Source organism: Amycolatopsis rifamycinica (genome assembly GCF_000695625.1).
GTDB classification, from domain to species: domain Bacteria; phylum Actinomycetota; class Actinomycetes; order Mycobacteriales; family Pseudonocardiaceae; genus Amycolatopsis; species Amycolatopsis rifamycinica.
In genome coordinates this window covers 24,449-44,900 of the sequence record NZ_JMQI01000027.1, presented here as the reverse complement: position 1 = coordinate 44,900, position 20,452 = coordinate 24,449, and the positions used below count along the sequence as shown (strand labels likewise).

Here is a 20,452-nt window from a genome sequence, read left to right as displayed (position 1 = left end):
CGCTCCTCGTCGCGTTCAGCGGGAATCGGGGGTCAGCCGCGGCAGGGCCCGGCCGAGACGGCCGCTCGTGCTCAGCACCGTGCCGTCCGGGCGGACGACGGCCGTGCCGGTCCGGAGCCAGCGGTGCAGCTCACCGGAGCTCCGCGTCGTGACGAGGACCGCGCCGCGTTCCTCGACGGCTGCTCGTTCGGCGTCCGAGGGGACGTCCGCGGTGACGACGGCGAAGCGACCGTCGGCCACGTCGTCGAAGCGGCGGCCGTCGTCGAGAAGCGCGTTGGGACACAGGCGCCCCGCCAACGTCCGCCGGAGGCGTGGCCGCACGACCAGAGCCGACCGGCTCAACGCGGGTGTCTCGCTGCCGAGGACGCGACCGGTCAGGCGCGGCGCGACGGCCCGGCGGATCAGGTCGCCGAGCCGGCCGCCGTCGGTCATCGCCCTGCCGACGAGCACGGCCCGGCGGATCATGGCGCGGGCGTGCGGCTTGCGTTCGGCCTCGTAGGTGCCGAGCGCGCTCTCGGGCAGCGTCCCGTCGAGGACGCCGGCGAGCTTCCAGGCGAGGTTGACCGCGTCGCGCAGCCCGGCGCCCATGCCCTGGCCGATGAACGGCGGGGTGAGGTGCGCGGCGTCGCCGAGCAGGAACACCCTCCGGTCCCGCCACCGGTCCGCGACCCGGGCGCGGAAGGTGTACTCGGCGACGCGGACGATCTCCAGGTCATCGGCCGGGATGTGCCGGATCCACGGCGCGATCAGCGGGTGCAGCCGGTCCGGGTCGCGGAAGTCCTCGCCCGCCTCCCCGGCCAGCAGCCGGAACTCCCAGCGGTGACGGGTTTCCCCGATGCGCATGTAGGTCGCGGCGCGGGCCGGGTCGCAGACCTGGTGCACGCCTTGCCACTGGCCGAGGTCGGCGGTGGTGGCGATGTCGACCACGAGCCAGCGCTGGTCGAAGTTCAGGTCCGCCATCGTCGCGCCGATCGCCGTCCGGGTGCGGCTGTTGGCGCCGTCGCAGCCCAGGACGTAGCCCGCGTGGATCGTCTCGCGCTCCCCGGTGCCGCGGTCGGTCGTCTCGACCCGCACGCCGGTCCCGTCCTGCCGGATGCCGGTGACCTCGGTGTCGCCGCGCAGGGTGACGGCGCCGATCGTCTCCAGGTGGGTCCGCAGCAGGTGCTCCAGGTCGGGTTGGTCGAACATGTTCGCCTCCGGGTAGCCGTGCCGGCCGGCGCCCGGGGAACGGCGGAACTCGGCCAGCACCCGCAGGTCCGGGTCGAGCAGCCGCAGCCCGTGACAGGGCCGGGAGATGGCGGCGAACTCCCCGGCCAGCCCGAGCCGCCCGAGGATGCGGTGCACCTCGTCGTCCAGGTGCACCGCGCGGGGCCGCGGGTAGACCGAATCCCACCGCTCGAGCACCAGGCACTCGACGCCGTAGCGGCCGAGCAGCGCCGCGGCGGTCAGTCCGGTCGGGCCCGCCCCGACGATGACGACGGGCACCCTCACGGCGACACCCCGAGGGCCACGAGGTAGCCGGCGACGAGCACCGCGCAGACCAGCGCCGGGACGAGGTCGCGGCCGCGGTCGTGGTCGCGCACGTGCGTGCCGAGCGCGCCCGCGAGCAGGAGCAGCAGGCCGGCCCCGGCCAGTGTGCCGAGAACCGGCACGGCCGGGCCGAGCACGAGACCGGCGGCCCCGGCGATCTCCAGCACGCCGATGCCGCGGTAGGCCGTGACGGAGAAGCCGGCGTGCGCGGCGCGTTCCCGCATGGGCGCGAGCGCGAGCAGCTTGGCCGCGCCGAACAGGAAGAAGATGGCCGCCACCAGGACGGAAAGGGCGATCAGGACGGTCATGAGTTCCCTCGGAACGTCAGCCGGGCGGGAACGGTGTAGCGGCCGAGGGTGGCCCTCACCCCCGGTTCGTCCACTTCGGACGGAAGGGTGACGGCGGCGACCACGGTCCCGTCCTCGATCACCGCGTCGACGGTCACCCCGTCGAACGGGGCGAGTGCCTCGGCGATCGCGCGGCGGGTGGCGTCGGCGCGCAGGGTGAGTTTGGAGGGCTTGCCGATGTCGGTGCTCGGCAGCGTGTCGAGCACGGTGACGGCCTTCGGCACGGCGGCGCGCTCGGGCACGTGGTCGGCGGCCCACGCCAGCAGGGCGTCCTCGGTCACCGTCGCGCCCGGAGCCAGCGTCACGTAGCCGACCGGGACCTCCCCGGCGTGTTCGTCGGGGCGGCCGACGGCGCCGGCGGCGGTGACGTCGGGGTGGCTCAGCAACGCGTCCTCGATCATCGCGGGGTCGATGTTGTGGCCGCCGCGGATGATGAGGTCCTTGGCCCGGCCGGCCAGGTGCACGAACCCGTCGGCGTCCAGCCGAGCCAGGTCACCGGTGTCCAGCCAGCCGTCGCGGAGTTTGCCGAGGCCGTCCAGCAGGGGGCCGTTCTCGTCCCGGCCGACGACGTAACCGGCGAACACGGCCGGGCCGCTGATGGCCAGCACCCCGGTCTGCCCGCAGGGCAGCTCCTCCCCCGTCTCCGGGTGGACGACCTTCATCCGCTGGTAGGGCAGGCGCTGGCCGACGGTGCCCGGGCGCGGGGCGCCGGGGAAGCCGCGGGCGCTCGCGCAGGTGGCTTCGGTCAGCCCGTACCCCTCGACCAGCGTGACGCCGGTGTGCGCCTCGAATTCCGCCCGCACGGCGGCGGGCAGCGGCGAGGCCCCGATCATGGCGTACCGCAGGCCGGCGATGTCGGCGTCGACCGGGCACCGGGCGAGCACCGCGTACACGGTCGGGACCGCGCTCATCGCGGCGATCCGGTGGTGCTCGACGATCTTCCAGAACTGCCCGTACAGGGCGGGTTCGCGGTAGCCCAGCGGCCCCGCCCACACCGCCTGCTGCCCCTTGAACAACGGCGCGAGCAGCGTGACCACCAGCGCGTTGACGTGGAACAGCGGCAGCGCCGCGAAGACGACCGACCCGTCGTCGAGCGGCGAGCCGACCGCGATCATCCACGCGTCGGCGACCTCGTTGGCGTGCGTGTGGGCGGCCAGCTTCGGCGCCCCGGTCGTGCCCCCGGTGGGGAACAACGCGGCCAGGTCCGCCGCCGCGGGCGGTTCGCCGGCGAACCCGGCCGGGTCGTGCCCGGCCGCGAGCTCGGCGAGGTAGGCCACGCGCACGCCGTCGAGGACAGGCAGCGCGGCGGGTTCGCCGGCCGCGCCCGTCGGGCGCAGCACGAGGATCGCGTCCAACCCGGCGGCGAGCTCCCGCGCGGTGTCCCAGACCTCCGGCGCGAGTTCCGGACCGGCGGTGATCAGGACGCGGGCCCCCGACCGGCGAAGCAGCTCGCCGAGGTGGGCGCGGGACAGGCCGCCGTTGAGCGGCGCCGCGATCCCGGCGAGCTGCGCGGCCAGGGTCGCCGGGATCAGGTCGGCGCAGTGGGGTGCCATCAGCGCCACCGCGTCCCGCGCCGCACCCCGAGGTCCCGCAGCAGGTTCGCGTACCGGTGGACGTCGGCGAGCAGCTCGGCGAACGTGCGGCGGACGGGTTCGCGCCACCGCGCGGCCTCGGGCAGCACGGTGGTGGCCGTCCGGTCCGGCCACCGCGCGGCCGCCCGCGAGAGCAGGGCGTACGTCGACTCCGGCAGGTGCCGTTCGGCGAGCGGGACGGCCTCGATCGCGGCCAGGTCGGCCGGCTCGGCGCAGCGGGGCCACAGGGAAGCGCCGGTCATCGCGGGTGCCTCACGATCGTGCGCTGGGTGCCGAGGTCGAGAGCGCCGTCGTCCGTGGCGGCCGACGCTTCGACGACGTCGCCGTCGGCGAGGTACTTCGGGTTTTTCGCCTGGCCCTTGAAGAACAGCTTCCACTTGAGCGACGGGGGCAGCAGGGCGGCGATCTTCTCGACGGCCTTCGGCGGCGCGGACAGCGCGGTGCCGGCCGGGGTGCCGGTCAGCACCAGATCGCCGGGATCCAGGCGCTGGAACCGGGTCAACGCCCGCAACGCCTCGAGGGGCCGGTGGATCATGTCGGCGCCGACGACCGAGTCCTGGCGGACCGAGCCGTTGACCGACAGCCGCAGCCGCAGATCGGTGAAGCGCTCGAAGTCGCCGGGTTCGAGCAGCACCAGCGCGGGTCCGGCCGGGGTGAACGTCGGGTACGACTTGGCTTCGTAGAACTGGGTCTTCGGCAGCTGGATGTCACGGGCGGAGACGTCGTCGGTGACGACCAGCCCCGCGACGCACTCCTCCGGGGCGGCGATCTCACTGCCGACCGGCAGCTCACGGCCGATGACCAGCCCGATCTCCACCTCGTAGTCGAGCAGGCGCACGTGCGGCGGCTTGACGACGTCGTCGAACGGACCGGAGATCGACCCGGACGTCTTGCGGAAGAACGTCAGGGGCACGGTCCGCGGGTCCATCCCGGAATCCGTGACGTGCGAGGCGAAGTTGGTCATCTGGGCGACGACGCGGCAGGGCGCGGTGACCGGTGAGACCAGGACGAGGTCCGCCACCCGGTCGGTGGCCGGGCCCGCGGCGGCGGCCGTGATCGCCGGACGGTCGGCGAGCAGCGCGCCGGTGGTCGCCGCGCACGTTTCGATCTTCGTGGCTTCGGCGCCGCGGGCGACGTACCAGGCGTCGGCGGTGCGCAGCACGGTCCGGCTCATGCGCGCACCTCGCCGTCGCTCGGTGCCGCCTGAGCCGGGAGCGCGGTGACGGATGATCGATTCGCGAGCTTGGTCATGAACGGGCCACCTTCAGCAGGCCCAGGAAGCGCTGGGCGTCGAATTCGTTGTCTTCGCGCAGGGCCGAGAACACCGCGCGCAGTTCGCGCAGGGCTTCCTTGCCCGGCTTGACGCCGAGGAAGTCGGCGGTGGCGGGCGGTCCCCACTGGGCCAGGCCGGAGGCGGTCATCGGGGCCCAGCCGGGTTCGAGGGTGTTGTCGAACAGGTCGCCGTCGCTGTAGTGCTCGACCATGAACCCGTCCGGGTCGCGCCAGTAGTCGAACAGCTGGCTGCCCTGGACGTGCCGCCCGATGCCCCACGAGTGGTGGTAGCCGTGCTCGCGCAGGTACTCCCCGCCCGCGGCCAGCGCGTCGAGGTCGGCGACCTGGTACGCCGAGTGCACGTACCGGTTCGCCGGGCCGAGCGTCAGGGCGAGGGTGTGGTGGTCGGCCGGGCTACTACCGCGGTCGCAGCGGACGAAGCTCATCACCGGCCCGCGGTCGCGCCGGCCGGGGTGGAACAGGAAGTCGCTGACGATCAGGCCCAGGTGCCCGAGGTACCAGTCCAGCGTCTGCCGGTACTTCGTCGTCTGCAGCACGACGTGGCCCAGCCGCCGCACCCGAGCCGGCGTCCGTGGCGGTCGCTGGGTGGCGTTGGTTCGCCGGGTCTCGTGGCCGAAGTTGAACGTGTGGGGTTCCTGCGGCGGCAACGCGGGCAGCTCGTGCGTGTCGGAGACGACCCGGACGCGCAGGCCGTTCGGGTCGGCGAGGTCGGCGACGACGCCGCCCACCGGCTCCGGCAGCTTGGCGACCGGCCGCCCGGCGGACTCGGCGAGCCTCAGGACGTCACTCCGGGCGGCCGCGCGGAACGCCGGCCCGAGGAACCTCGACCGGGCGCCCCGGCGGATGAGCACGCACGGCGCGCCGGGGTCGGTCCCCCGCAGGTGCAGCTCGTGCTCGGTGCTCAGCGTCGGCGTGAACCCGAAAGCCCGCGCGAACGCCTCGGCTCGCACCAGGTCCGGTTTCTCGAATTCCAGCCAGGCCACGTCGTGCACCTTGATCACCGGGTTCGCCGCCCGGCCGGGGTGCTCGCCCGCGAGCGCACCATGCTCGCTGTGCAACCCCCTGTGCGGATCTTCCACGGCCGCTCCCTCCATCCACGATGATGACGACATCGTCAGTTACGAGGAAGTCATCAGTCAAGGGCTTCTGACGACTTCGTCAATATTGACGGGGATGGGCTAGGATGACCGCTCGACGAGGAGCGGACGACAGGGAGCACGGATGCCGGAGCAGGCCCCGAGCCGGCTGGAGCGGCGCAAAGCGCGGACCCGCGCGGCTCTCGTCCGGGCCGCCCAGGCGCTCATCGCGGACGGGAAGACCGCGGTGTCGGTGCTGGAGATCACCCAGGCCGCGGACGTCGGACTGGGGTCGTTCTACAACCACTTCGAGACGAAGGAGCAGCTCTACCAGGCCGCGGTCGAGGACGCCCTCGACGTCCACGGCGCCCTGCTCGACGAGCTGACGACCGGCCTCGACGACCCGGCCCAGGTCTTCGCGCAGAGCTTCCGGCTCACCGGGCGGCTGCACCGCAGGAACCCCGAACTCAGCAAGGTGCTGCTGCACCACGGCCTCGAACTGTCCACTTCGGACCACGGCCTCGCCCCCCGTGCCCGCCGCGACATCGAGGCCGGCGCGCGGGCCGGCCGCTTCACCGTCGCCGACAGCGAGCTCGCGTTGGTCACGGTGGCCGGAGCCGCACTCGGCCTCGGCCACCTGCTGCACCGCCGTCCCGAACGCGACGACGCCGAGACCACCGACCAGGTGACCGAGGACCTGCTGCGCATGCTCGGCCTCTCCGCCGCCGAAGCCCGCGAGATCTGCCGCCGCCCGCTGCCCGAGTTCGACATCACCGCGACCGGCCCCGGCACCACCGCCTGAGCGCAACGTCCCCGGCTCCGGCGGAATTCGGCCCCTACCGGCGTCCGGTCCGGGTGGCGCTCGATCGCGGTGACCCCGAAGAAAAGGTGGTGCTGGGCAGCATCGGGCGCGAGTGCGTCCGGTTCTCCCGCTGCCCGGTCGTGGTCATCACCCCGGAAGCCGCGCACCGCCTCGCCCCCGCTTGAACCCGCCCACCGGCACCGGTGCGATCCTCCTCAGGAGTTCCGTCGCTTCGGGGTGGGCAGGCCGACCAGCAGGACGGCTCGCGGAACACCGGGCAGCAGCGAGTCCCCGGCCGCGCGCCGCCGGGGCGGCCGGACCGGCAGCGCCCGCGAGGAGAACCCGCGCACGGCCGCGGCGAGCCGGGCCGAGTGCAGGGCCGCGCCGGCCAGGACGTGGTGGCTGCGGCTGTCGCCGGGGGTGGTGATCAGCACCGACGACTGGCCGGTCACGTCGGCGCCGAGGTGGGCGAGGGCCGGGGCCCAGTCCGGGCGGACGATCCGGACGGCCGTGTCCGGCCAGAAGCCGTCCGCGGCCAGCCCGCCCAGGACGGCCAGGCTGACCGGCCGCAGCGGCCCGTCCGTGCCGAGCTTGCGCAGCGCCGCGTACCGCGCCCACTCGCTGCTGGACGGCGGGCGCGCTCTCCCGAGCCGGACGACGGCCGCGACGTCGGGGCGGTCCGGATCGTCCGGGAAGGTGAACTCGGGTTCGCGCCCCAGCACCCGGACGACGGTCCAGACCGTCGACAGGGCCGCCCCGCACTCGAGGAGGGCGGCGGTGCCCGCGCGCTCGCGCCGGGCGGCCGGTTCGGTCAGCACGACCTCGTCCGGCCGGACTTCCGCGACGCACCGGTTCGGGCCGAGCCACAGCAGGGCGTCGCCGAGGACGGCCCGGGCCGAGCGGTCCCACCGGAACCTCGGCGCGGTCATCCGCCGAGGTGTCTCGAGGCGGCCCGGCAGGTGGCCAGCAGCCCGTCGGCGTCGATCACGGTGACGCGCTCTTCGAGCCCGCCCGGGACCTCCGCCCGCACGTCCGGATCGGGTGAGACCAGCGCGACCGGCACGTGGTCGCGGACCGCGCACACGACGCCGTACTCGCGGGCGGTCAGCTCTGCGCCCTGGCCACGGACGTCGACGAGCAGGTCCGGCTGGGCGAAGGGCTCGTCGAGCGGGCAGCGGCCGCCCACCGCCAGCGCGCGGCACAACCCGGCGCGGGTGTGGCACCGGCTGACCAGGCAGCCGGCGTCACGCAGGGGCTGCACCAGGAAGTCGGCGTCCCCGAAGGAAGATTCGGTCAGCAGCACGTGCACGGCTTCACCTCGTGGTCACTCGGGCGAGCGCCTCTTCGGCGCCGCGGGCCAGCTCCAGGTCTTCCCGGGGCCGGACGATCAGGGCGGGTACCGGTGAACCCGCGGCGGTGACGGTCCGGTCGGCATCGACGGGCGGGACGTTCCCGGCCCGCAGGCCGAGCACGCCCAGCCCGTCGACGACCGACGTGATCACCGACGGCTGGTGCTCGGCGACGCCACCGGTGAACACCACCGCGTCCAGCCGCGACAGGCTCATCGCGGCCGCGCCGATCTCGCGGCGCAGCCGGTGCCGGTAGACGTCCATGGCCACTTCGGCGTCGCGCTCGCCGTGCGCCGCCGCGGCCAGGACCCGGCGCAGGTCGCCGTTGGTGCCGCTCATCCCGGCCAGGCCGGAGCGGTGGAACAGCGCGTCGGCCATCTCGGCCGCGTTCATCGGCACCGTCTGCATCACGTGCAGCAGCAGGCCCGGATCGATCGAACCGGACCGGGTGGCCATCATCGCGCCTTCCAGCGGGGTGAACCCCATGCTGGTGTCGACGCCGTGGCCGTCGCGGATCGCCGTCACCGACACCCCGGCCCCGACGTGGGCACACACGATCTGCAGGTCTTCCGGCGCCCGGCCGAGCAGCTCACCGGTGCGGCGCAGCGCGTACTGGCACGACAGGCCGTGGAAACCGTAGCGGCGCAAGCGGTTCTGCGCGGTCCACGCCCGCGGCAGCGGGTAGCGCGCCGCGGCTTCGGGCATCCGGGCGTGGAACGCGGTGTCGAAACAGGCCACCACCGGGACGTCCGGCAGCAGCCGCCGGACCTCGCGGGTCACCGAAAGGGACAGCGGCTGGTGGTTCGGCGCGAGCGAGGTGAGCCGTTCGAGGTTCGCCAGCAGGGCGTCGTCGACCCGCGCCGCGGCCTTCTGCGAGCCGCCGTGGACGAACCGGACGGCGACGGCGTCCACATCGGACCACCGGCGGATCGCCTGGGCGGCCACGCCGGGGTCGGCCAGGTCCCACGCCGTCCAGCCGACGGCGGTGCCGTCGGCGACGAGCGAGACCTTCATGCTCGACGAGCCCGGGTTCAGGGTCAGCACACGCACGATCGCTCCTTCAGTCCCGCAGCCGGCGCAGGAACGGGTCGGCGGACACGTCCGGCTCGAACCGGGCGCGCACGTCGAGCGCCACGCAGCCGTCCGAGCGCACGCGCACCGGGTTGAGGTCCAGTTCGGCCAGCTCGGCGAGCCGGCTGACTTTCAGCAGCAGTTCCCGCACGGCGGCCCGGTCGAGCGACCCGGCCCAGAGCGGTTGGAGGCGCGCAGGCCATCGAGCAGCAGGTCCGCGTCGGCACCGGTGAGCGGCGCGAGCTTGGCGGCGCGGTCGGCGATCAGGTCGGTGTCGACGCCGCCGAGGCCGAACACGACCAGCGGCCCGAACACCGGGTCCGAGCGCACCCCGCTCGGCGCCGACCACTCGATCCTGACCCCACCCTCGGGGCCGCTGCCCAGCGAAAACCCTCCGCCCCCGGCTTCGGCGCGGTCACGGAGGTTGCCCGGCCCGCTCGGCGAGACGTGGACCTGGACCGGCTCACTGCCCAGTGCCCGTGGCCGCCCCGTCTCGCAGCCGCACAACCGAGTCAGCCGTTGTCTTTGCGCAGCTCGGTGGCGAGGACGGCGGCCTGGGTGCGCCGTTCCATGCCGAGCTTGGTCAGCAGGCGGGAGACGTAGTTCTTGACCGTCTTCTCGGCGAGGAACATGCGCTCGGAGATCTGGCGGTTGGTCAGGCCCTCGCCGATCAGTTCCAGCAGTTTCTTCTCCTGGTCCGACAGGTCCGCCAGCGGGCCCTTCTTGGTCTGGCTGTCCCGCAGCTTGCCCATCAGTGCGGCGGCCGCGTGGGCGTCGAGCAGGGATTTCCCCGCGCCGACCTCGCGGACCGCGGACACCAGGTCCATGCCCTTGATGTCCTTGATCACGAACCCGCTCGCCCCGGCCATCACCGCGTCGAGCATCGCCTGCTCGTCGGTGAAGGAGGTGAGCATCAGGCACTTCAGGTCGGGCAGCTTCGAGCGCAGCTCACGCGCCAGCTCGATGCCGTTGCCGTCCGGCAGCCGCACGTCGAGCACCGCCACGTCGGGGTTGAGCGCGGGGATCCGCGCCAGGGCCTGGGACACGCTGCCGGCCTGCCCGACCACCGTCAGGTGCGCGTCTTCGTCCAGCAGGTCGGCGACGCCACGGCGTACGACCTCGTGGTCATCGACCAAGAACACGCGGAGCATTTCCGACCTCCCGGGAACAGCGCTAGTGGAGATCAGCGTACGGCCACCGGCTCCCGGACGGCAGGGACCGAGGGCCGTCCGGGAAGTGACCAAGGACCCTGAACGCGCGTCGCGACCGGCGAAGCCACGGAGTCCGCCAAGTGTGGACCCGCCGGCGAAGACCACGGTGATCGTGCTCAGCCCTCCCAGGTCCAGTTCCGCACCTCGGGCAGGTCCTCGCCGTGGGTGCGGATGTACCGCTGGTGCCGGCCCTGGGCCTCGGTCATCTTCTGCCGCAGCACCCCGGCCGTCGCGGCGAGGCCGGGGACCCGGTCGATCGCGTCGATCACCAGCTGGAAGCGGTCCATGTGGTTGAGCACCAGCATGTCGAACGGCGTGGTCGTCGTCCCGTGCTCGGTGTAGCCGCGCACGTGCATCCCCGCGTGGTTGGTGCGCCGGTAGGCCAGGCGGTGGATCAGCCACGGGTAGCCGTGGTAGGCGAAGATCACCGGGCGGTCCGGGGTGAACAGCGCGTCGAACTCCCGGTCGCCGAGGCCGTGCGGGTGCTCGGCTTCGGGCTGCAACCGCATCAAATCCACGACGTTCACCACGCGCACCGCCAGATCCGGCAGTTCCTGCCGCAGGATCTTCGCGGCGGCCAGCACTTCCAGCGTGGGCGCGTCGCCCGCGCAGGCCAGGACGACGTCCGGCTCGCGGTCGGTGTGGGTGCTCGCCCACTCCCAGATGCTCGCCCCGCGGGCGCAGTGCAGCGCCGCCTGCTCGGCGTCCAGCCAGTTCGGCGTGTCGTTCTTGCCCGCCACCACGACGTTCACGTAGTCCCGGCTGCGCAGGCAGTGCGCCGCCACCTCCAGCAGCGTGTTCGTGTCCGGCGGGAAGTACACCCGCACGACCTCGGAACTCTTGTTCGCGACGTGGTCGACGAACCCGGGGTCCTGGTGGGAGAACCCGTTGTGGTCCTGCCGCCACACGTGCGAGGTCAGCAGGTAGTTCAGCGACGCCACCGGCCGCCGCCACGGGATCTGCCGGTGCACCCGCAGCCACTTGATGTGCTGGTTGACCATCGAGTCCACGATGTGCACGAACGCCTCGTAACACGAGAACAGCCCGTGCCGGCCCGACAGCAGGTACCCCTCGAGCCAGCCCTGGCACAGGTGCTCCGACAGCACTTCCAGCACGCGGCCGTCGCGGGCCAGGTGCTCGTCGACCGGCTCGACCGCGGACTGCCACTCCTTGCCCGTGACGTCGTAGACCGCGTCCAGCCGGTTCGACGCCGTCTCGTCGGGGCCGAAGAGGCGGAAGTTCGCCCGGTCGGCGTTGAGCGCGAACACGTCCCGCAGGAACCGGCCCAGCACCCGGGTCGGCTCCGCCACCGTCGTCCCCGGAACCGTGACCGCGACGGCGTGGTCCGCGGTGTCGGGCAGGGTGAGCGGCCGCAGCAGGATGCCGCCGTTGGCGTTCGGATTGGCGCCCATCCGCCGCTCCCCCGCCGGGATCATCGCCGTGACGTCCGCGACCGGACGGCCGGCGGCGTCGAACAGCTCCTCCGGGCGGTAGGACCGCAGCCACTCCTCCAGCTGCTTCAGGTGCTCCGGGTTCGTGCGGACCCCCGGCAGCGGGACCTGGTGGGCCCGCCAGGTGCCCTCCACCGGGACACCGTCCACAACGGACGGTCCGGTCCAGCCCTTGGGGCTGCGCAGCACGATCATCGGCCACACCCCGCGCCGCTCGGCGAGGGTGGCGACCGCCGAGTCCAGCGCCGCGGCCATCGCCTGGTGCATCGGCTCCGGATCGGCACCTTCGACGTAGATCGGCGCGTACCCGTAGCCGCGCAGCAGGGCGTCCAGCTCGGCGTGCGGGATGCGGGACAACACGGTCGGGTTGGCGATCTTGTAGCCGTTGAGGTGCAGGATCGGCAGGACCGCGCCGTCGCGGACCGGGTCGAGGAACTTGTTGGCGTGCCAGGACGTCGCCAGCGGGCCGGTCTCGGCCTCGCCGTCGCCGACCACGCAGGCGACGAACAGGTCCGGGTTGTCGAACGCCGCCCCGAAGGCGTGCGCGAGCGAATACCCGAGCTCGCCGCCTTCGTGGATGGACCCGGGGACCTGCGGAGCGACGTGGCTGGGCACGCCGCCGGGGAAGGAGAACTGCTTGAACAGCTCCGCCATCCCGGCGGTGTCCCGCGTGACCTCGGGCCACGCCTCGGTGTAGCTGCCCTCCAGCCAGGTGTTGGCCAGCAACGCCGGGCCACCGTGACCAGGGCCGGTGACCAGCATGGCGTTCAGGTCGTGGGCGAGGATCGCCCGGTTGAGGTGGGCGTAGACGAAGTTCAGGCCGGGCGAGGTCCCCCAGTGCCCGAGCAGCCTCGGCTTGACGTGCTCGGCACGCAGCGACTCGCGCAGCAGCGGGTTCGCCATGAGGTAGATCTGGCCGGCCGAGAGGTAGTTCGCGGCCCGCCAGAGGGCGTCCACCTGGGCGAGTTCGGTGTTGCCGAGCGTCACGGCCCGGTCGTCGAGCGCGGTCACTTAGCCACCTCCGGGCGGACGACGAGCACCGGGCACCCGGCGTGCTGCACCAGCGCCTGGCTGGTCGAGCCCAGCAGCATCCCGGTGAACCCGCCCCGGCCCCGGCTGCCGACGACGATCAGCTGCGCGGTCCCGCTCTCCTCGAGCAACGCGTGCCGCGGCCGGTCGCGGACCAGGTTCCGGCCGATCTCCACGTCGGGGTACTTCTCCTGCCAGCCGGCCAGCCGCTCGGTCAGCAGCCGCTGCTCCCCCTCTTCGAGCGATTCCGGCTGGGTGAGGATGCGGGCGGTGCCGCGGGTGTCCTCGTAGGTGACGTCGTTCCAGGCGTGCACCGCGACCAGCGGCACGCCACGCAGCGACGCTTCTTCGAACGCGACACCGATGGCCTGTTCGCTGTTCGGACTGCCGTCGACGCCCACGACGACCGGTCCCGTCTCCGGGACGACCGCCGGCTCCCGGCGGCCGCGGACGACCGCGACCGGGCAGTGGGCGTGGCTCACGACCGAAGCCGCGGTGCCGCCGACGAGCATGTCCGCGAAGCCGCCGGAGCCCGTCCGGCCGACCACGAGCATCCGCGCGTGCCGGGACTCCTCGATCAGCATCGGTACCGGCGGATCGTTCGGCAGCTCGGTGACCACGGCCAGGTCCTTGTCGATCGACGCGGCCAGGGCGCAGGCCTCGGCGATGGCGCGTTCGCCGTCCGCCTGGACCGCCTCGAACAGCGTCGCCGCGCCGAGGCCGGTCATGCCGCCGCCGTAGTAGAGGCCGGCGACCTGCAGCCCGTGCACGATCTTCAGCTGGAGGTGGCGCCGGGAGGCGATGTCCGCCGCCCAGGCGACGGCGGCGGTCGAACCCGCCGAGCCGTCCACGCCCACGGTGATCCTCGGTTCGGTGGTGCTCATCGTGCCTGCTCCTCGCCCGCGTATGCGGTGTCGGCGGCGACGACACCCGGCACGGCCAGCGCCAGCAGCCGGGCGACGTGCCGATCGGTCTCGTCGTCGAATTGGTCGGTGATGTGCACGCAGCCGTCGCGGACGTCGATCTTCCAGCGGGCGCTGCCGCCGTAGATCTCCAAGCGGTGCTTGACGTCCCGCGCGATCTCGACGTCCTGGCGCGCCAGCATCCGGACGACGTCCCGGCGGGTCACGATGCCCACGACGGCCGCGCCGTCGACGATCGGCATCGCGCGGATCCGGGCGTCCACCAGCGCCTGGCAGAGGTCGGCGACATCGGTGCCGGTGTCCATCGCGGTGGCGGGACTGGTCATCAGGTCCCCCACCGTCTTGCCCGCGGACGTGGCTTCGCGGTGTTCATGGGAGTGCCGGGGGTCCACCGGGATCCGGCCGCGGATCAGGTCGGCTTCGGTGACGATGCCGATCAGCCGGTCGTCGTCGTCGACCACGGGGAGGGCGGTGAAGCCGTGCATCGACAGCAGCTCGGCCGCTTCTTTCGCGGACGTCCACGGGTGCACGGTGATCACCGGCGCGGTCATCAGGTCGCGTGCGCGCATCGGGGTTCCTTTCGTGTCACCTCCCAACCTAGGAAGGCGGGACCCGGGTGACCGCTGGCGTCGGTCACCGGTCATGAGGACTTACGTCCCTTCGCCGGAGCACGTCCAAAGAGGACGAAGTGCTCTCGGCGAGCACGGCCTCCGCTGCCTGCGCAGGCAGCGGAGGACTACACCACGGGTGGAGCGTTCGGCGGGCGGCGCCGGGCACCGCCCGGCACCCGGACGCGCACGACGCGACGGAACCGTGAGCACGACGGACGTTCTTCGCCGGCGGCTGACTTCCTCCTGGCGCCGACCGGGAGCGTGCCGTTCGTGGGCACAAATGCCCGGCCGGACGGGAGGAACGGCACACGCGGACGGGGCTTCCGCCTCTGCATCCCGTGCCCACCACGGGGAAGCCTGGTCAGTGCCGGCCAGAAGGCCCGGTATCTCCCACCGGAGAGGGGGCCGACATGAGCTTCGCCCACCACGATCGGAACCCCGGCCCCGCCCGGGCGGGCGGATTCCCGAACGGGTTGCGGGTACGCGCCCACAGCGGCCGGTTCACCGGCGGCACCGGCGTCGTGGTCGACCGGGCACCCGACCTGCGTCCCGGCTCCGTCTGGGTCGAGTTCAGCCCCGGCCACCCTCGGCTCGTGCCCGGCTACCGGCTCGACGTCGACGAGCCGGACGACTGAGCGTGCTCGCCGTGCTCGCGGAGCCGCGCCGTCCGGTGGTATGCCCGAGAAGAGGCCGAACTGACGGCGATGCCCGGCCTGGACCAGGCTAATCCGGCGCCGCCGCCCCGACGGCCGCACGGGTGCGCTGACGCCTCCCCGGCATCGTTCGCCCAGGCGTTCCGCTCCCTTCGCTGGGGCGGCAGGCTCGTCTGTGTCGCCCTGCCCGCCGACGGCACGATGAACCCGCCGATCTTCGACACCGTCCTCGGCGGCAAGTCGGTGATCGGCTCGATCGTCGGCACCCGCAACGACCTCGCCGACGTTCTCGCCGGCCGCGTCCCGGCCCGCATCGTCTTCCGGCTGTGACGGCACCACCTCGCTTCAGTGGCGCAGGTAGGGCCTCAGCCGCTCGGCCAGCGACTTGCGGGTGGCGGTCGCGGGGCCGGGACGCTCCTGGCCGGTGTGGTGCCCCGCGATGGTGTCGGTGACGAACCGCGCGACCGCGCCCGGTGGCGGCACGAGGTCGTCGCCACCGTGGCGCGCGATGACGACCGGAGCGTCGGCGGGGTCGGTCTCCACCGCGAGCGCCCAGCCCCGCCGTTCGCTCCACACCAGCATGACGTCGTGGTCGGGGCGGTCGCGCCACCGCCGGGGCAGCCCGAGGTAGGCGGTGGCCGTGTCGCTGATCTCGACCGTCACGCTCTCGTCCGGGACGCCGACCGCGGCCGCGACCGCCCGCGCGTACTCGCCCAGGCCTCGCTCGAGGGTTCGGCTGTCAGGTTCGGAGTGCTCCATGCCCGCCACGCTAGAGGGCCGCCGGAGGGCCCGCCGATGCGGACGAAGCCGCGAGGCGCCGTTCGCGGCCGCGGATCCGGCAAGCCGTGCACACCCTCGGCGCAGTCGTCGTGTACGCTCGGTGTCGACCGAGAGCATTTCGTGCGCGAGTGATCGAACTTGCGCCGGCCTCGGTCCGGACGGAGACGGAAGCACCGACCTGACGTCGGGCCCGGACCCCTCACTCCACCGCTCACCGGATCAGGTCCACGGCTGAAGCCGGCAGCCCGCCATCGGCTGGGACCGGCAGTGAACGACTCTGCCGGGCGCCCGCGAACCGACAACGGAGCAGCCCTGAACCACGCCGCCCATCGGCGGCACCCACGAAAGGATCCCCCGATCAATACTTCCACCACGGACAACTCGCTGTTCAGTCACCCCATCGCCGAGCAGCCCCGCCCCGGAGCGCTCACCGCCTCCCAGGAACACCGGTACGGAAGCCTGTTCCTCCAGCCGGTGTACACCCCGGCACCGGCCACCGGGGGCGACACCGCACCCGAGCAGCGGCGCTCCGGCGCCGGGAGCACGTGGGCCCAGGACCCGTCCGGACGCCGCGCCCACCGGTGACACCCGGCCGGCGTGCGCGTCGATGGCGTGAAGGTCGAGGCCGTCTGAGAGCCGAACCTCGCTTGTTACGGGCGTAACATCTCGATGTGACTCTCGAACACGAGTCGGGCTGGCTGGTGATCAGCGTGTCCACCGCCGGTGCCCCGGACTCGCTGCGGGTGCAGGCGTGGCGGAAACTCCGTTCGCTGGGCGCGCTGTACCTGCAGCAGTCGGTGTGCCTGCTGCCCGCGCGGCCGCCGGTGGTGCGGGAGATCCGCCGCCTGGCCGACCGGATCCGCCACCAGGGCGGCACCGCGCGCGTGCTGCCGATGGCCTTCACGGACCCGGCCGAGGAACGAGCGGTCATCGCCGACCTCAACGCCGCCCGCGACGCTGAATACGCCGAGGTCCTGGAGCGGCTGCCCGGGCTGCGGAAGGAGCTGGCGGACGAGCAGGCGCGCGGCAACGCCACCTACGTCGAAGTCGAGGAATCCGAAGCCGATCTGGAGCGCTTCCGCAGCTGGCTGGCCAAGATCGCCGCCCGCGACTACTTCGGTGCGCCCACCGGTGCGGAGGCCCGCGAGGCGGTCGGCCGGGCCGCCGCCGAACTCGCCGCCTTCGAGGAAGCCGCCCTGCGCGCCGAGGCCCCCGGAGCCGGCCGATGACCGGCTCGGCCTGGTGGGACCTGCTCATCGGCGTCGCCGCCGCGTTGCTGCTGGCGTGGGCCGTCCTCGTCGTGGCGTTGCTCGTCGTCCGCCCGCGCGGCGGGCTGCTGCGGGAAGCGCTGCGACTGCTGCCCGACGTCCTGCGGCTCATCCGGCGGCTGGCCGCCGACAAGACGCTCCCCCGCGGTGTCCGGATCCGGCTCGGGCTGCTGCTGGCCTACCTCGCGCTACCCATCGACCTCGTCCCCGACTTCATCCCCGTCCTCGGCTACGCCGACGACGCCATCATCGCCACCGCCGTCCTGCGCGGCGTCGTCCGCCGGGCCGGGATCGACGCCGTCCGCGCCCACTGGCCCGGCACCGACGACGGCTTCGCCGCTCTCGCCCGCCTGACCGGGATCCGAGCCTCCGCGACCTGACCCCGGGCGGTCGCCTCCCCACCTAGGCCGCGAGCCGGTCCGGGAAGCCGAACGTGCCGACCAGGGCCGGATCGTGGAACTCGACCACCTTGGCGATCCCGGTGACCGTGGGGGTGAGCACCACGATGCCGTGGGCCCGGAGTGCGCCGCCGCCGTCCCGGTGGTGGACCGCCGCGGCCGGCTGGCCGTTGGCGGTCGTGGCGCTCATCCGCCAGTCGCCCGGGTCGCCCAGCACGTACCCGCCGAGCACGCGCAGGCACGTCGCCCGGCCCGCGTACCAGTCGCGGAACGGCGTCGCCTCCAGCGTGGCGTCGGTGCGCAGCACCTGCTCCAGCAGGCCGGGATCGGACCGTTCGAACGCCGCGATGTAGCCCTCGAGCAACGCGCGCGCCCGCGGGTCGGCCGGTTCGAGCAGGTCCTCGGCCGGTGCTTCGAGGTCGTCCAGCCGCGCCCGAGCCCGCTGCAGACCGCTCTTCACCGCCGCCGTGGTGGTGCCGAGGATCCGGGCCGTTTCCGGTGCGGTGAACGCCAGCACTTCGCGCAGGATCAGGATCGCCCGCTGCCGGGCCGGCAGGCGCTGCAAACTGACGATCAGCGCGAGCCGCACGGACTCGCGCGCGACGACGACCGCCGCCGGATCGGCGACCCAGTGGTCCGGCAGCGGCTCCAGCCAGGCCACCTCCCCCGGCGCGGCCTGGGCCGGCGGCCGGTCGGCTGCGGCGGAGGGCCCGGTCAGTCCCGAGGGCAGCACCCGGTTCCGGCGTGGCTCGAGCGCGGTCAGGCAGACGTTGGTGGCGATGGCGTAGAGCCAGGACCGGATCGACGAACGCCCCTCGAAGCCGGCGTAGGACCGCCACGCCCGGAGGTAGGTCTCCTGCACCAGGTCCTCGGCGTCGTGCGCCGAGCCGGCCATGCGGTAGCAGTGCGCCAGCAGCTCCCGGCGGTATTCCCCGGTCTCGGCGGCGAACCGGTCGTGCGCCGCCGCGGATTGCCTGCTTGCCATGCGTTGCTCCTCGTCCCGCCGGTGTTTCCCCGGTACGACCGGCCCACCGCGGAAAAGGAATCGAAGCACAGGTCAGCGGCATCGCCGGCGGGAACCACTCCTTCCGGTCACGGCACCAGGGCCAGTTTGCCGACCGTCGTCCGGGCAGCCAGGTCCGCGAGCACCCGGGGACCGTCGGCCAGGTCGTGGGTGACCGGCTGCGCGGGCGTGACGACCCCGGCGGCGACGAGCGCGGACAGCTCCGCCACGACCTCGCCGAAGATCCGGGGCGCGAACCGGATCAGCGTGCCGATGTTGAGCCCGATGACGTGCACCTGGTGCCGGTACACCAGCGCCCGGTTCGTGAGCGAGGCGTCCCCGCCGGCCAGGCCGTAGACGACGACCCGGCCGGTGACCGGCTTGGCCGCGGCCAGGCTCGCGGCGAACGCGGCACCGCCGGCCGATTCCAGCACCAGGTCGGCTCCGGCGCCGCCGGTCAGGCGCCGCACCTCGGCGGCGAGGTCGCCGTCGCGGGAGTCCAGGACGTGGTCGGCGCCCAGCCCGAGCACGATCTCGTGCTTACCCGGCGAGGCGGTCGCGATGACGGTCGCGCCGTAGTGCTTGGCCAGGATCACGGCGGCTTGGCCGGTCGCGCCCGCCGCCGCGGGGACGACCACGGTTTCGCCGGCCGCGATCCGGCCGAGCGGCTTGAGCGCGGCGAGCGCGGTGGGCCAGTTCACGGCCAGCCCCAGCGCCTGCTCCGCGCTCCAGCCGGCCGGCACCGGCATCGCGGCCGCCGCGGGCAGGACGAGGTACTCGGCGAAGGCGCCGTCCCCGACTCCGGTCACGCACGTCCCCGGCGCCGGGGCGGTCACCGCCTCGCCCACCGCGACGACCTCCCCGGCCGCCTCGAACCCCGCCCGGTACGGGGGCCGCGGGCCGTCCCCGAACGTGCCGCAGGCCTTCGAGAGATCGGCGAAGTTGACTCCGGCGGCGGCCACCCGGATCAGCACCTCACCTCGCCCGGGGTTCGGCACCGGCGCATCGGTGATCAGGCGCATGTCCTGCGGTCCGTTCAGGGTGGTCTGCTGCAGGGCACGCATGGTGGCGGGAACGCTCACGGTTCTCCTTCGGTGGCTCGGTCGCGGCGGCCGCTCGAAGGGCCGTACCGCCGACAGGAAGACCACGGCGACCGGAGAAAGGAATCGGCTGCCTGGTCCGCGCTCGTCAGCCGGTTTCGACGGGGCCTCGGTCCATTGTGGAATGTTCCGCCGGCTGCACCTGCTGACTAATCCCGTTGCCGCACGAGCCGGTCGTTCCTAGGGTCGGTGCCATGGCCGACCTGTTCGACGCCGCCGCGATGTACGACGAGGACTACCTGCACTTCTTCGCTTCGAACACTGAACCCGGGGTCCCCACCGCGGCGCTGCCCGCCGCCGACCTGGCCTGGCGGTTGCTCGACCTGCGACCGGACATGCGGGTCCTGGACCTCGCCTGCGGACACGGAGACCTGGCCAACCGCATCGCCGCCCGCGGTTGCCGGGTGACGGGCCTGGACTCCTCGGCCGTCTTCCTCGACCGGGCCCGCGCCGACGCGGCCGGCGCCGGCGTCGACGTCGAGTACGTGGCCGGCGACATGCGCCGGCTACCGTGGCACGCCCGCTTCGACCGAGTGATCAACTGGTCGACGGCCTTCGGGTACTTCGACGACGACACCGACCGCGCCGTCCTGCGGGGCATCGCCGGCGCTTTGCGGCCGGGCGGCCGGCTGGCCATGGATCTCGACAACCTCCCCGCGTTCCTCGCCGCGTACTCACCCTCGCGCGTCGTGGCCGCCCGCGACGACGGCGACATGCTCGTCGACCGCTACCGGCTGGATCCCGCGACCGGCCGGCTCGAGGCGGAGCGCACGATCGTCCGCGACGGCCGGACCCGCCGGACGCACTTCGTCAAGCGGCTGTTCGGCTTCCCCGAACTCCGTGACTGGCTGTTGGCCGCAGGATTCGCCGAAGTGTCGTGCCACGGCGAAGACGGACGGCCGCTGAACGCGGACCACCGGCGGATGATCGTCGTCGCCGCCCTGCCGGCGTAGACGCGGCTTCGC

The 20,452-nt window shown here is 73.3% G+C and carries 25 protein-coding genes; 7 read left to right on the top strand and 18 right to left on the bottom strand.

Translation table 11 applies throughout. The features are described from left to right. Nucleotides 1-15: 15 nt before the first annotated feature. The 6 genes from mhpA to DV20_RS13515 form a co-directional block, all read right to left on the bottom strand. Nucleotides 16-1,491, bottom strand: a complete 1,476-nt coding sequence (mhpA, locus tag DV20_RS13535) for a bifunctional 3-(3-hydroxy-phenyl)propionate/3-hydroxycinnamic acid hydroxylase MhpA (protein ID WP_326938481.1) — start codon at nt 1,489-1,491, stop codon at nt 16-18. Next, nucleotides 1,488-1,838 carry a DoxX family protein gene (locus DV20_RS13530; RefSeq protein WP_043780060.1) on the bottom strand — a complete coding sequence of 117 codons (351 nt, stop codon included), beginning with the start codon at nt 1,836-1,838 and terminating at the stop codon, nt 1,488-1,490. Before DV20_RS13530 ends, mhpA begins: the two co-directional genes overlap by 4 nt. Continuing rightward, entirely contained in the window at nt 1,835-3,430 is a 1,596-nt protein-coding gene (locus tag DV20_RS13525; protein WP_235190824.1) for an AMP-binding protein, read from the bottom strand. The genes DV20_RS13530 and DV20_RS13525 overlap by 4 nt, the downstream gene beginning before the upstream one ends. Further along, entirely contained in the window at nt 3,430-3,711 is a 282-nt protein-coding gene (locus tag DV20_RS46565) for a hypothetical protein (protein WP_235190823.1), read from the bottom strand. The genes DV20_RS13525 and DV20_RS46565 overlap by 1 nt, the downstream gene beginning before the upstream one ends. Continuing rightward, nucleotides 3,708-4,643 carry a fumarylacetoacetate hydrolase family protein gene (locus tag DV20_RS13520; protein ID WP_043780059.1) on the bottom strand — a complete coding sequence of 312 codons (936 nt, stop codon included), beginning with the start codon at nt 4,641-4,643 and terminating at the stop codon, nt 3,708-3,710. The genes DV20_RS46565 and DV20_RS13520 overlap by 4 nt, the downstream gene beginning before the upstream one ends. Before the next feature lie 73 nt (nt 4,644-4,716). Further along, nucleotides 4,717-5,841 (bottom strand): VOC family protein, encoded by a 1,125-nt coding sequence (locus DV20_RS13515; protein WP_235190822.1) that lies wholly within the window; start codon nt 5,839-5,841, stop codon nt 4,717-4,719. 142 nt (nt 5,842-5,983) lie between these two features. On the opposite strand from DV20_RS13515, the gene DV20_RS13510 reads away from it, so the two are divergent. Next, nucleotides 5,984-6,640 (top strand): TetR/AcrR family transcriptional regulator, encoded by a 657-nt coding sequence (locus tag DV20_RS13510; protein WP_043780057.1) that lies wholly within the window; start codon nt 5,984-5,986, stop codon nt 6,638-6,640. 53 nt (nt 6,641-6,693) lie between these two features. Beyond that, the gene (locus tag DV20_RS46990) at nt 6,694-6,825 is read left to right on the top strand and encodes a hypothetical protein (protein WP_268747418.1); all 132 of its coding nucleotides are present in this window, start codon (nt 6,694-6,696) and stop codon (nt 6,823-6,825) included. Nucleotides 6,826-6,855: 30 nt separating this feature from the next. On the opposite strand, the gene DV20_RS13505 is transcribed toward DV20_RS46990, so the two are convergent. The 9 genes from DV20_RS13505 to DV20_RS13470 all read right to left on the bottom strand — a co-directional run bounded on the left by DV20_RS13505 (nt 6,856) and on the right by DV20_RS13470 (nt 14,243). Next, a complete protein-coding gene (locus tag DV20_RS13505) occupies nt 6,856-7,569 on the bottom strand; it encodes a hypothetical protein (RefSeq protein ID WP_043780056.1) in 714 nt (237 codons plus the stop codon). Beyond that, the gene (locus tag DV20_RS13500) at nt 7,566-7,949 is read right to left on the bottom strand and encodes a hypothetical protein (protein ID WP_043780054.1); all 384 of its coding nucleotides are present in this window, start codon (nt 7,947-7,949) and stop codon (nt 7,566-7,568) included. The genes DV20_RS13505 and DV20_RS13500 overlap by 4 nt, the downstream gene beginning before the upstream one ends. Before the next feature lie 4 nt (nt 7,950-7,953). Then, nucleotides 7,954-9,039 carry an acetate/propionate family kinase gene (locus DV20_RS13495; protein WP_043780052.1) on the bottom strand — a complete coding sequence of 362 codons (1,086 nt, stop codon included), beginning with the start codon at nt 9,037-9,039 and terminating at the stop codon, nt 7,954-7,956. A 10-nt stretch (nt 9,040-9,049) separates the two neighbouring features. Then, nucleotides 9,050-9,211 carry a hypothetical protein gene (locus tag DV20_RS46560; RefSeq protein ID WP_160169727.1) on the bottom strand — a complete coding sequence of 54 codons (162 nt, stop codon included), beginning with the start codon at nt 9,209-9,211 and terminating at the stop codon, nt 9,050-9,052. After that, complete coding sequence (locus DV20_RS46555) at nt 9,193-9,567, bottom strand: acetate--CoA ligase family protein (RefSeq protein ID WP_160169726.1); 375 nt, start codon at nt 9,565-9,567, stop codon at nt 9,193-9,195. The genes DV20_RS46560 and DV20_RS46555 overlap by 19 nt, the downstream gene beginning before the upstream one ends. Before the next feature lie 5 nt (nt 9,568-9,572). Beyond that, nucleotides 9,573-10,211, bottom strand: a complete 639-nt coding sequence (locus DV20_RS13485; RefSeq protein ID WP_043780048.1) for a response regulator transcription factor — start codon at nt 10,209-10,211, stop codon at nt 9,573-9,575. 176 nt (nt 10,212-10,387) lie between these two features. Then, nucleotides 10,388-12,733, bottom strand: a complete 2,346-nt coding sequence (locus tag DV20_RS13480; protein WP_043780046.1) for a phosphoketolase family protein — start codon at nt 12,731-12,733, stop codon at nt 10,388-10,390. Further along, nucleotides 12,730-13,635, bottom strand: a complete 906-nt coding sequence (locus tag DV20_RS13475; protein ID WP_043780045.1) for a universal stress protein — start codon at nt 13,633-13,635, stop codon at nt 12,730-12,732. The genes DV20_RS13480 and DV20_RS13475 overlap by 4 nt, the downstream gene beginning before the upstream one ends. Beyond that, a complete protein-coding gene (locus DV20_RS13470; protein WP_043780044.1) occupies nt 13,632-14,243 on the bottom strand; it encodes a CBS domain-containing protein in 612 nt (203 codons plus the stop codon). Before DV20_RS13470 ends, DV20_RS13475 begins: the two co-directional genes overlap by 4 nt. Before the next feature lie 452 nt (nt 14,244-14,695). Here DV20_RS13470 and DV20_RS13465 point away from each other — a divergent pair, with 452 nt between their 5' ends. Both DV20_RS13465 and DV20_RS43985 read left to right on the top strand, forming a co-directional pair. Next, the gene (locus DV20_RS13465) at nt 14,696-14,920 is read left to right on the top strand and encodes a hypothetical protein (protein ID WP_043780043.1); all 225 of its coding nucleotides are present in this window, start codon (nt 14,696-14,698) and stop codon (nt 14,918-14,920) included. A gap of 69 nt (nt 14,921-14,989) precedes the next feature. After that, nucleotides 14,990-15,268, top strand: coding sequence for an MDR/zinc-dependent alcohol dehydrogenase-like family protein (locus tag DV20_RS43985; protein ID WP_200876419.1), 279 nt, complete (start codon nt 14,990-14,992; stop codon nt 15,266-15,268). 15 nt (nt 15,269-15,283) lie between these two features. Here the strand turns inward: DV20_RS43985 and DV20_RS13455 are convergent, their stop codons facing one another. Next, complete coding sequence (locus DV20_RS13455; protein WP_043780042.1) at nt 15,284-15,697, bottom strand: DUF6292 family protein; 414 nt, start codon at nt 15,695-15,697, stop codon at nt 15,284-15,286. Between the two features lie 692 nt (nt 15,698-16,389). On the opposite strand from DV20_RS13455, the gene DV20_RS13445 reads away from it, so the two are divergent. Both DV20_RS13445 and DV20_RS13440 read left to right on the top strand, forming a co-directional pair. Beyond that, entirely contained in the window at nt 16,390-16,947 is a 558-nt protein-coding gene (locus tag DV20_RS13445) for a Chromate resistance protein ChrB (protein ID WP_043780041.1), read from the top strand. Next, the gene (locus DV20_RS13440; protein WP_043780040.1) at nt 16,944-17,366 is read left to right on the top strand and encodes a YkvA family protein; all 423 of its coding nucleotides are present in this window, start codon (nt 16,944-16,946) and stop codon (nt 17,364-17,366) included. Before DV20_RS13445 ends, DV20_RS13440 begins: the two co-directional genes overlap by 4 nt. A gap of 22 nt (nt 17,367-17,388) precedes the next feature. Here the strand turns inward: DV20_RS13440 and DV20_RS13435 are convergent, their stop codons facing one another. Both DV20_RS13435 and DV20_RS13430 read right to left on the bottom strand, forming a co-directional pair. Further along, complete coding sequence (locus DV20_RS13435) at nt 17,389-18,438, bottom strand: RNA polymerase subunit sigma-70 (protein ID WP_268747417.1); 1,050 nt, start codon at nt 18,436-18,438, stop codon at nt 17,389-17,391. A gap of 38 nt (nt 18,439-18,476) precedes the next feature. Next, on the bottom strand, nt 18,477-19,469 hold the full coding sequence (locus tag DV20_RS13430; protein ID WP_043780038.1) for a zinc-binding dehydrogenase: 993 nt from the start codon (nt 19,467-19,469) through the stop codon (nt 18,477-18,479). Nucleotides 19,470-19,681: 212 nt separating this feature from the next. Here DV20_RS13430 and DV20_RS13425 point away from each other — a divergent pair, with 212 nt between their 5' ends. Continuing rightward, a complete protein-coding gene (locus DV20_RS13425; protein ID WP_043780036.1) occupies nt 19,682-20,440 on the top strand; it encodes an SAM-dependent methyltransferase in 759 nt (252 codons plus the stop codon). The last annotated feature ends 12 nt before the right edge of the window (nt 20,441-20,452 follow it).

Coding starts and splice junctions, on each gene's coding strand:
- DV20_RS13520 (WP_043780059.1), bottom strand. CDS start 4,643: ATGAGCCGGACCGTGCTGCGCACCGCCGACGCCTGGTACGTCGCCCGC.
- DV20_RS46565 (WP_235190823.1), bottom strand. CDS start 3,711: ATGACCGGCGCTTCCCTGTGGCCCCGCTGCGCCGAGCCGGCCGACCTG.
- DV20_RS13455 (WP_043780042.1), bottom strand. CDS start 15,697: ATGGAGCACTCCGAACCTGACAGCCGAACCCTCGAGCGAGGCCTGGGC.
- DV20_RS13475 (WP_043780045.1), bottom strand. CDS start 13,635: ATGAGCACCACCGAACCGAGGATCACCGTGGGCGTGGACGGCTCGGCG.
- DV20_RS13485 (WP_043780048.1), bottom strand. CDS start 10,211: ATGCTCCGCGTGTTCTTGGTCGATGACCACGAGGTCGTACGCCGTGGC.
- DV20_RS13510 (WP_043780057.1), top strand. CDS start 5,984: ATGCCGGAGCAGGCCCCGAGCCGGCTGGAGCGGCGCAAAGCGCGGACC.
- DV20_RS13525 (WP_235190824.1), bottom strand. CDS start 3,430: ATGGCACCCCACTGCGCCGACCTGATCCCGGCGACCCTGGCCGCGCAG.
- DV20_RS13465 (WP_043780043.1), top strand. CDS start 14,696: ATGAGCTTCGCCCACCACGATCGGAACCCCGGCCCCGCCCGGGCGGGC.
- DV20_RS13425 (WP_043780036.1), top strand. CDS start 19,682: ATGGCCGACCTGTTCGACGCCGCCGCGATGTACGACGAGGACTACCTG.
- DV20_RS13505 (WP_043780056.1), bottom strand. CDS start 7,569: ATGACCGCGCCGAGGTTCCGGTGGGACCGCTCGGCCCGGGCCGTCCTC.
- DV20_RS13530 (WP_043780060.1), bottom strand. CDS start 1,838: ATGACCGTCCTGATCGCCCTTTCCGTCCTGGTGGCGGCCATCTTCTTC.
- DV20_RS43985 (WP_200876419.1), top strand. CDS start 14,990: ATGCCCGGCCTGGACCAGGCTAATCCGGCGCCGCCGCCCCGACGGCCG.
- DV20_RS13470 (WP_043780044.1), bottom strand. CDS start 14,243: ATGCGCGCACGCGACCTGATGACCGCGCCGGTGATCACCGTGCACCCG.
- DV20_RS13440 (WP_043780040.1), top strand. CDS start 16,944: ATGACCGGCTCGGCCTGGTGGGACCTGCTCATCGGCGTCGCCGCCGCG.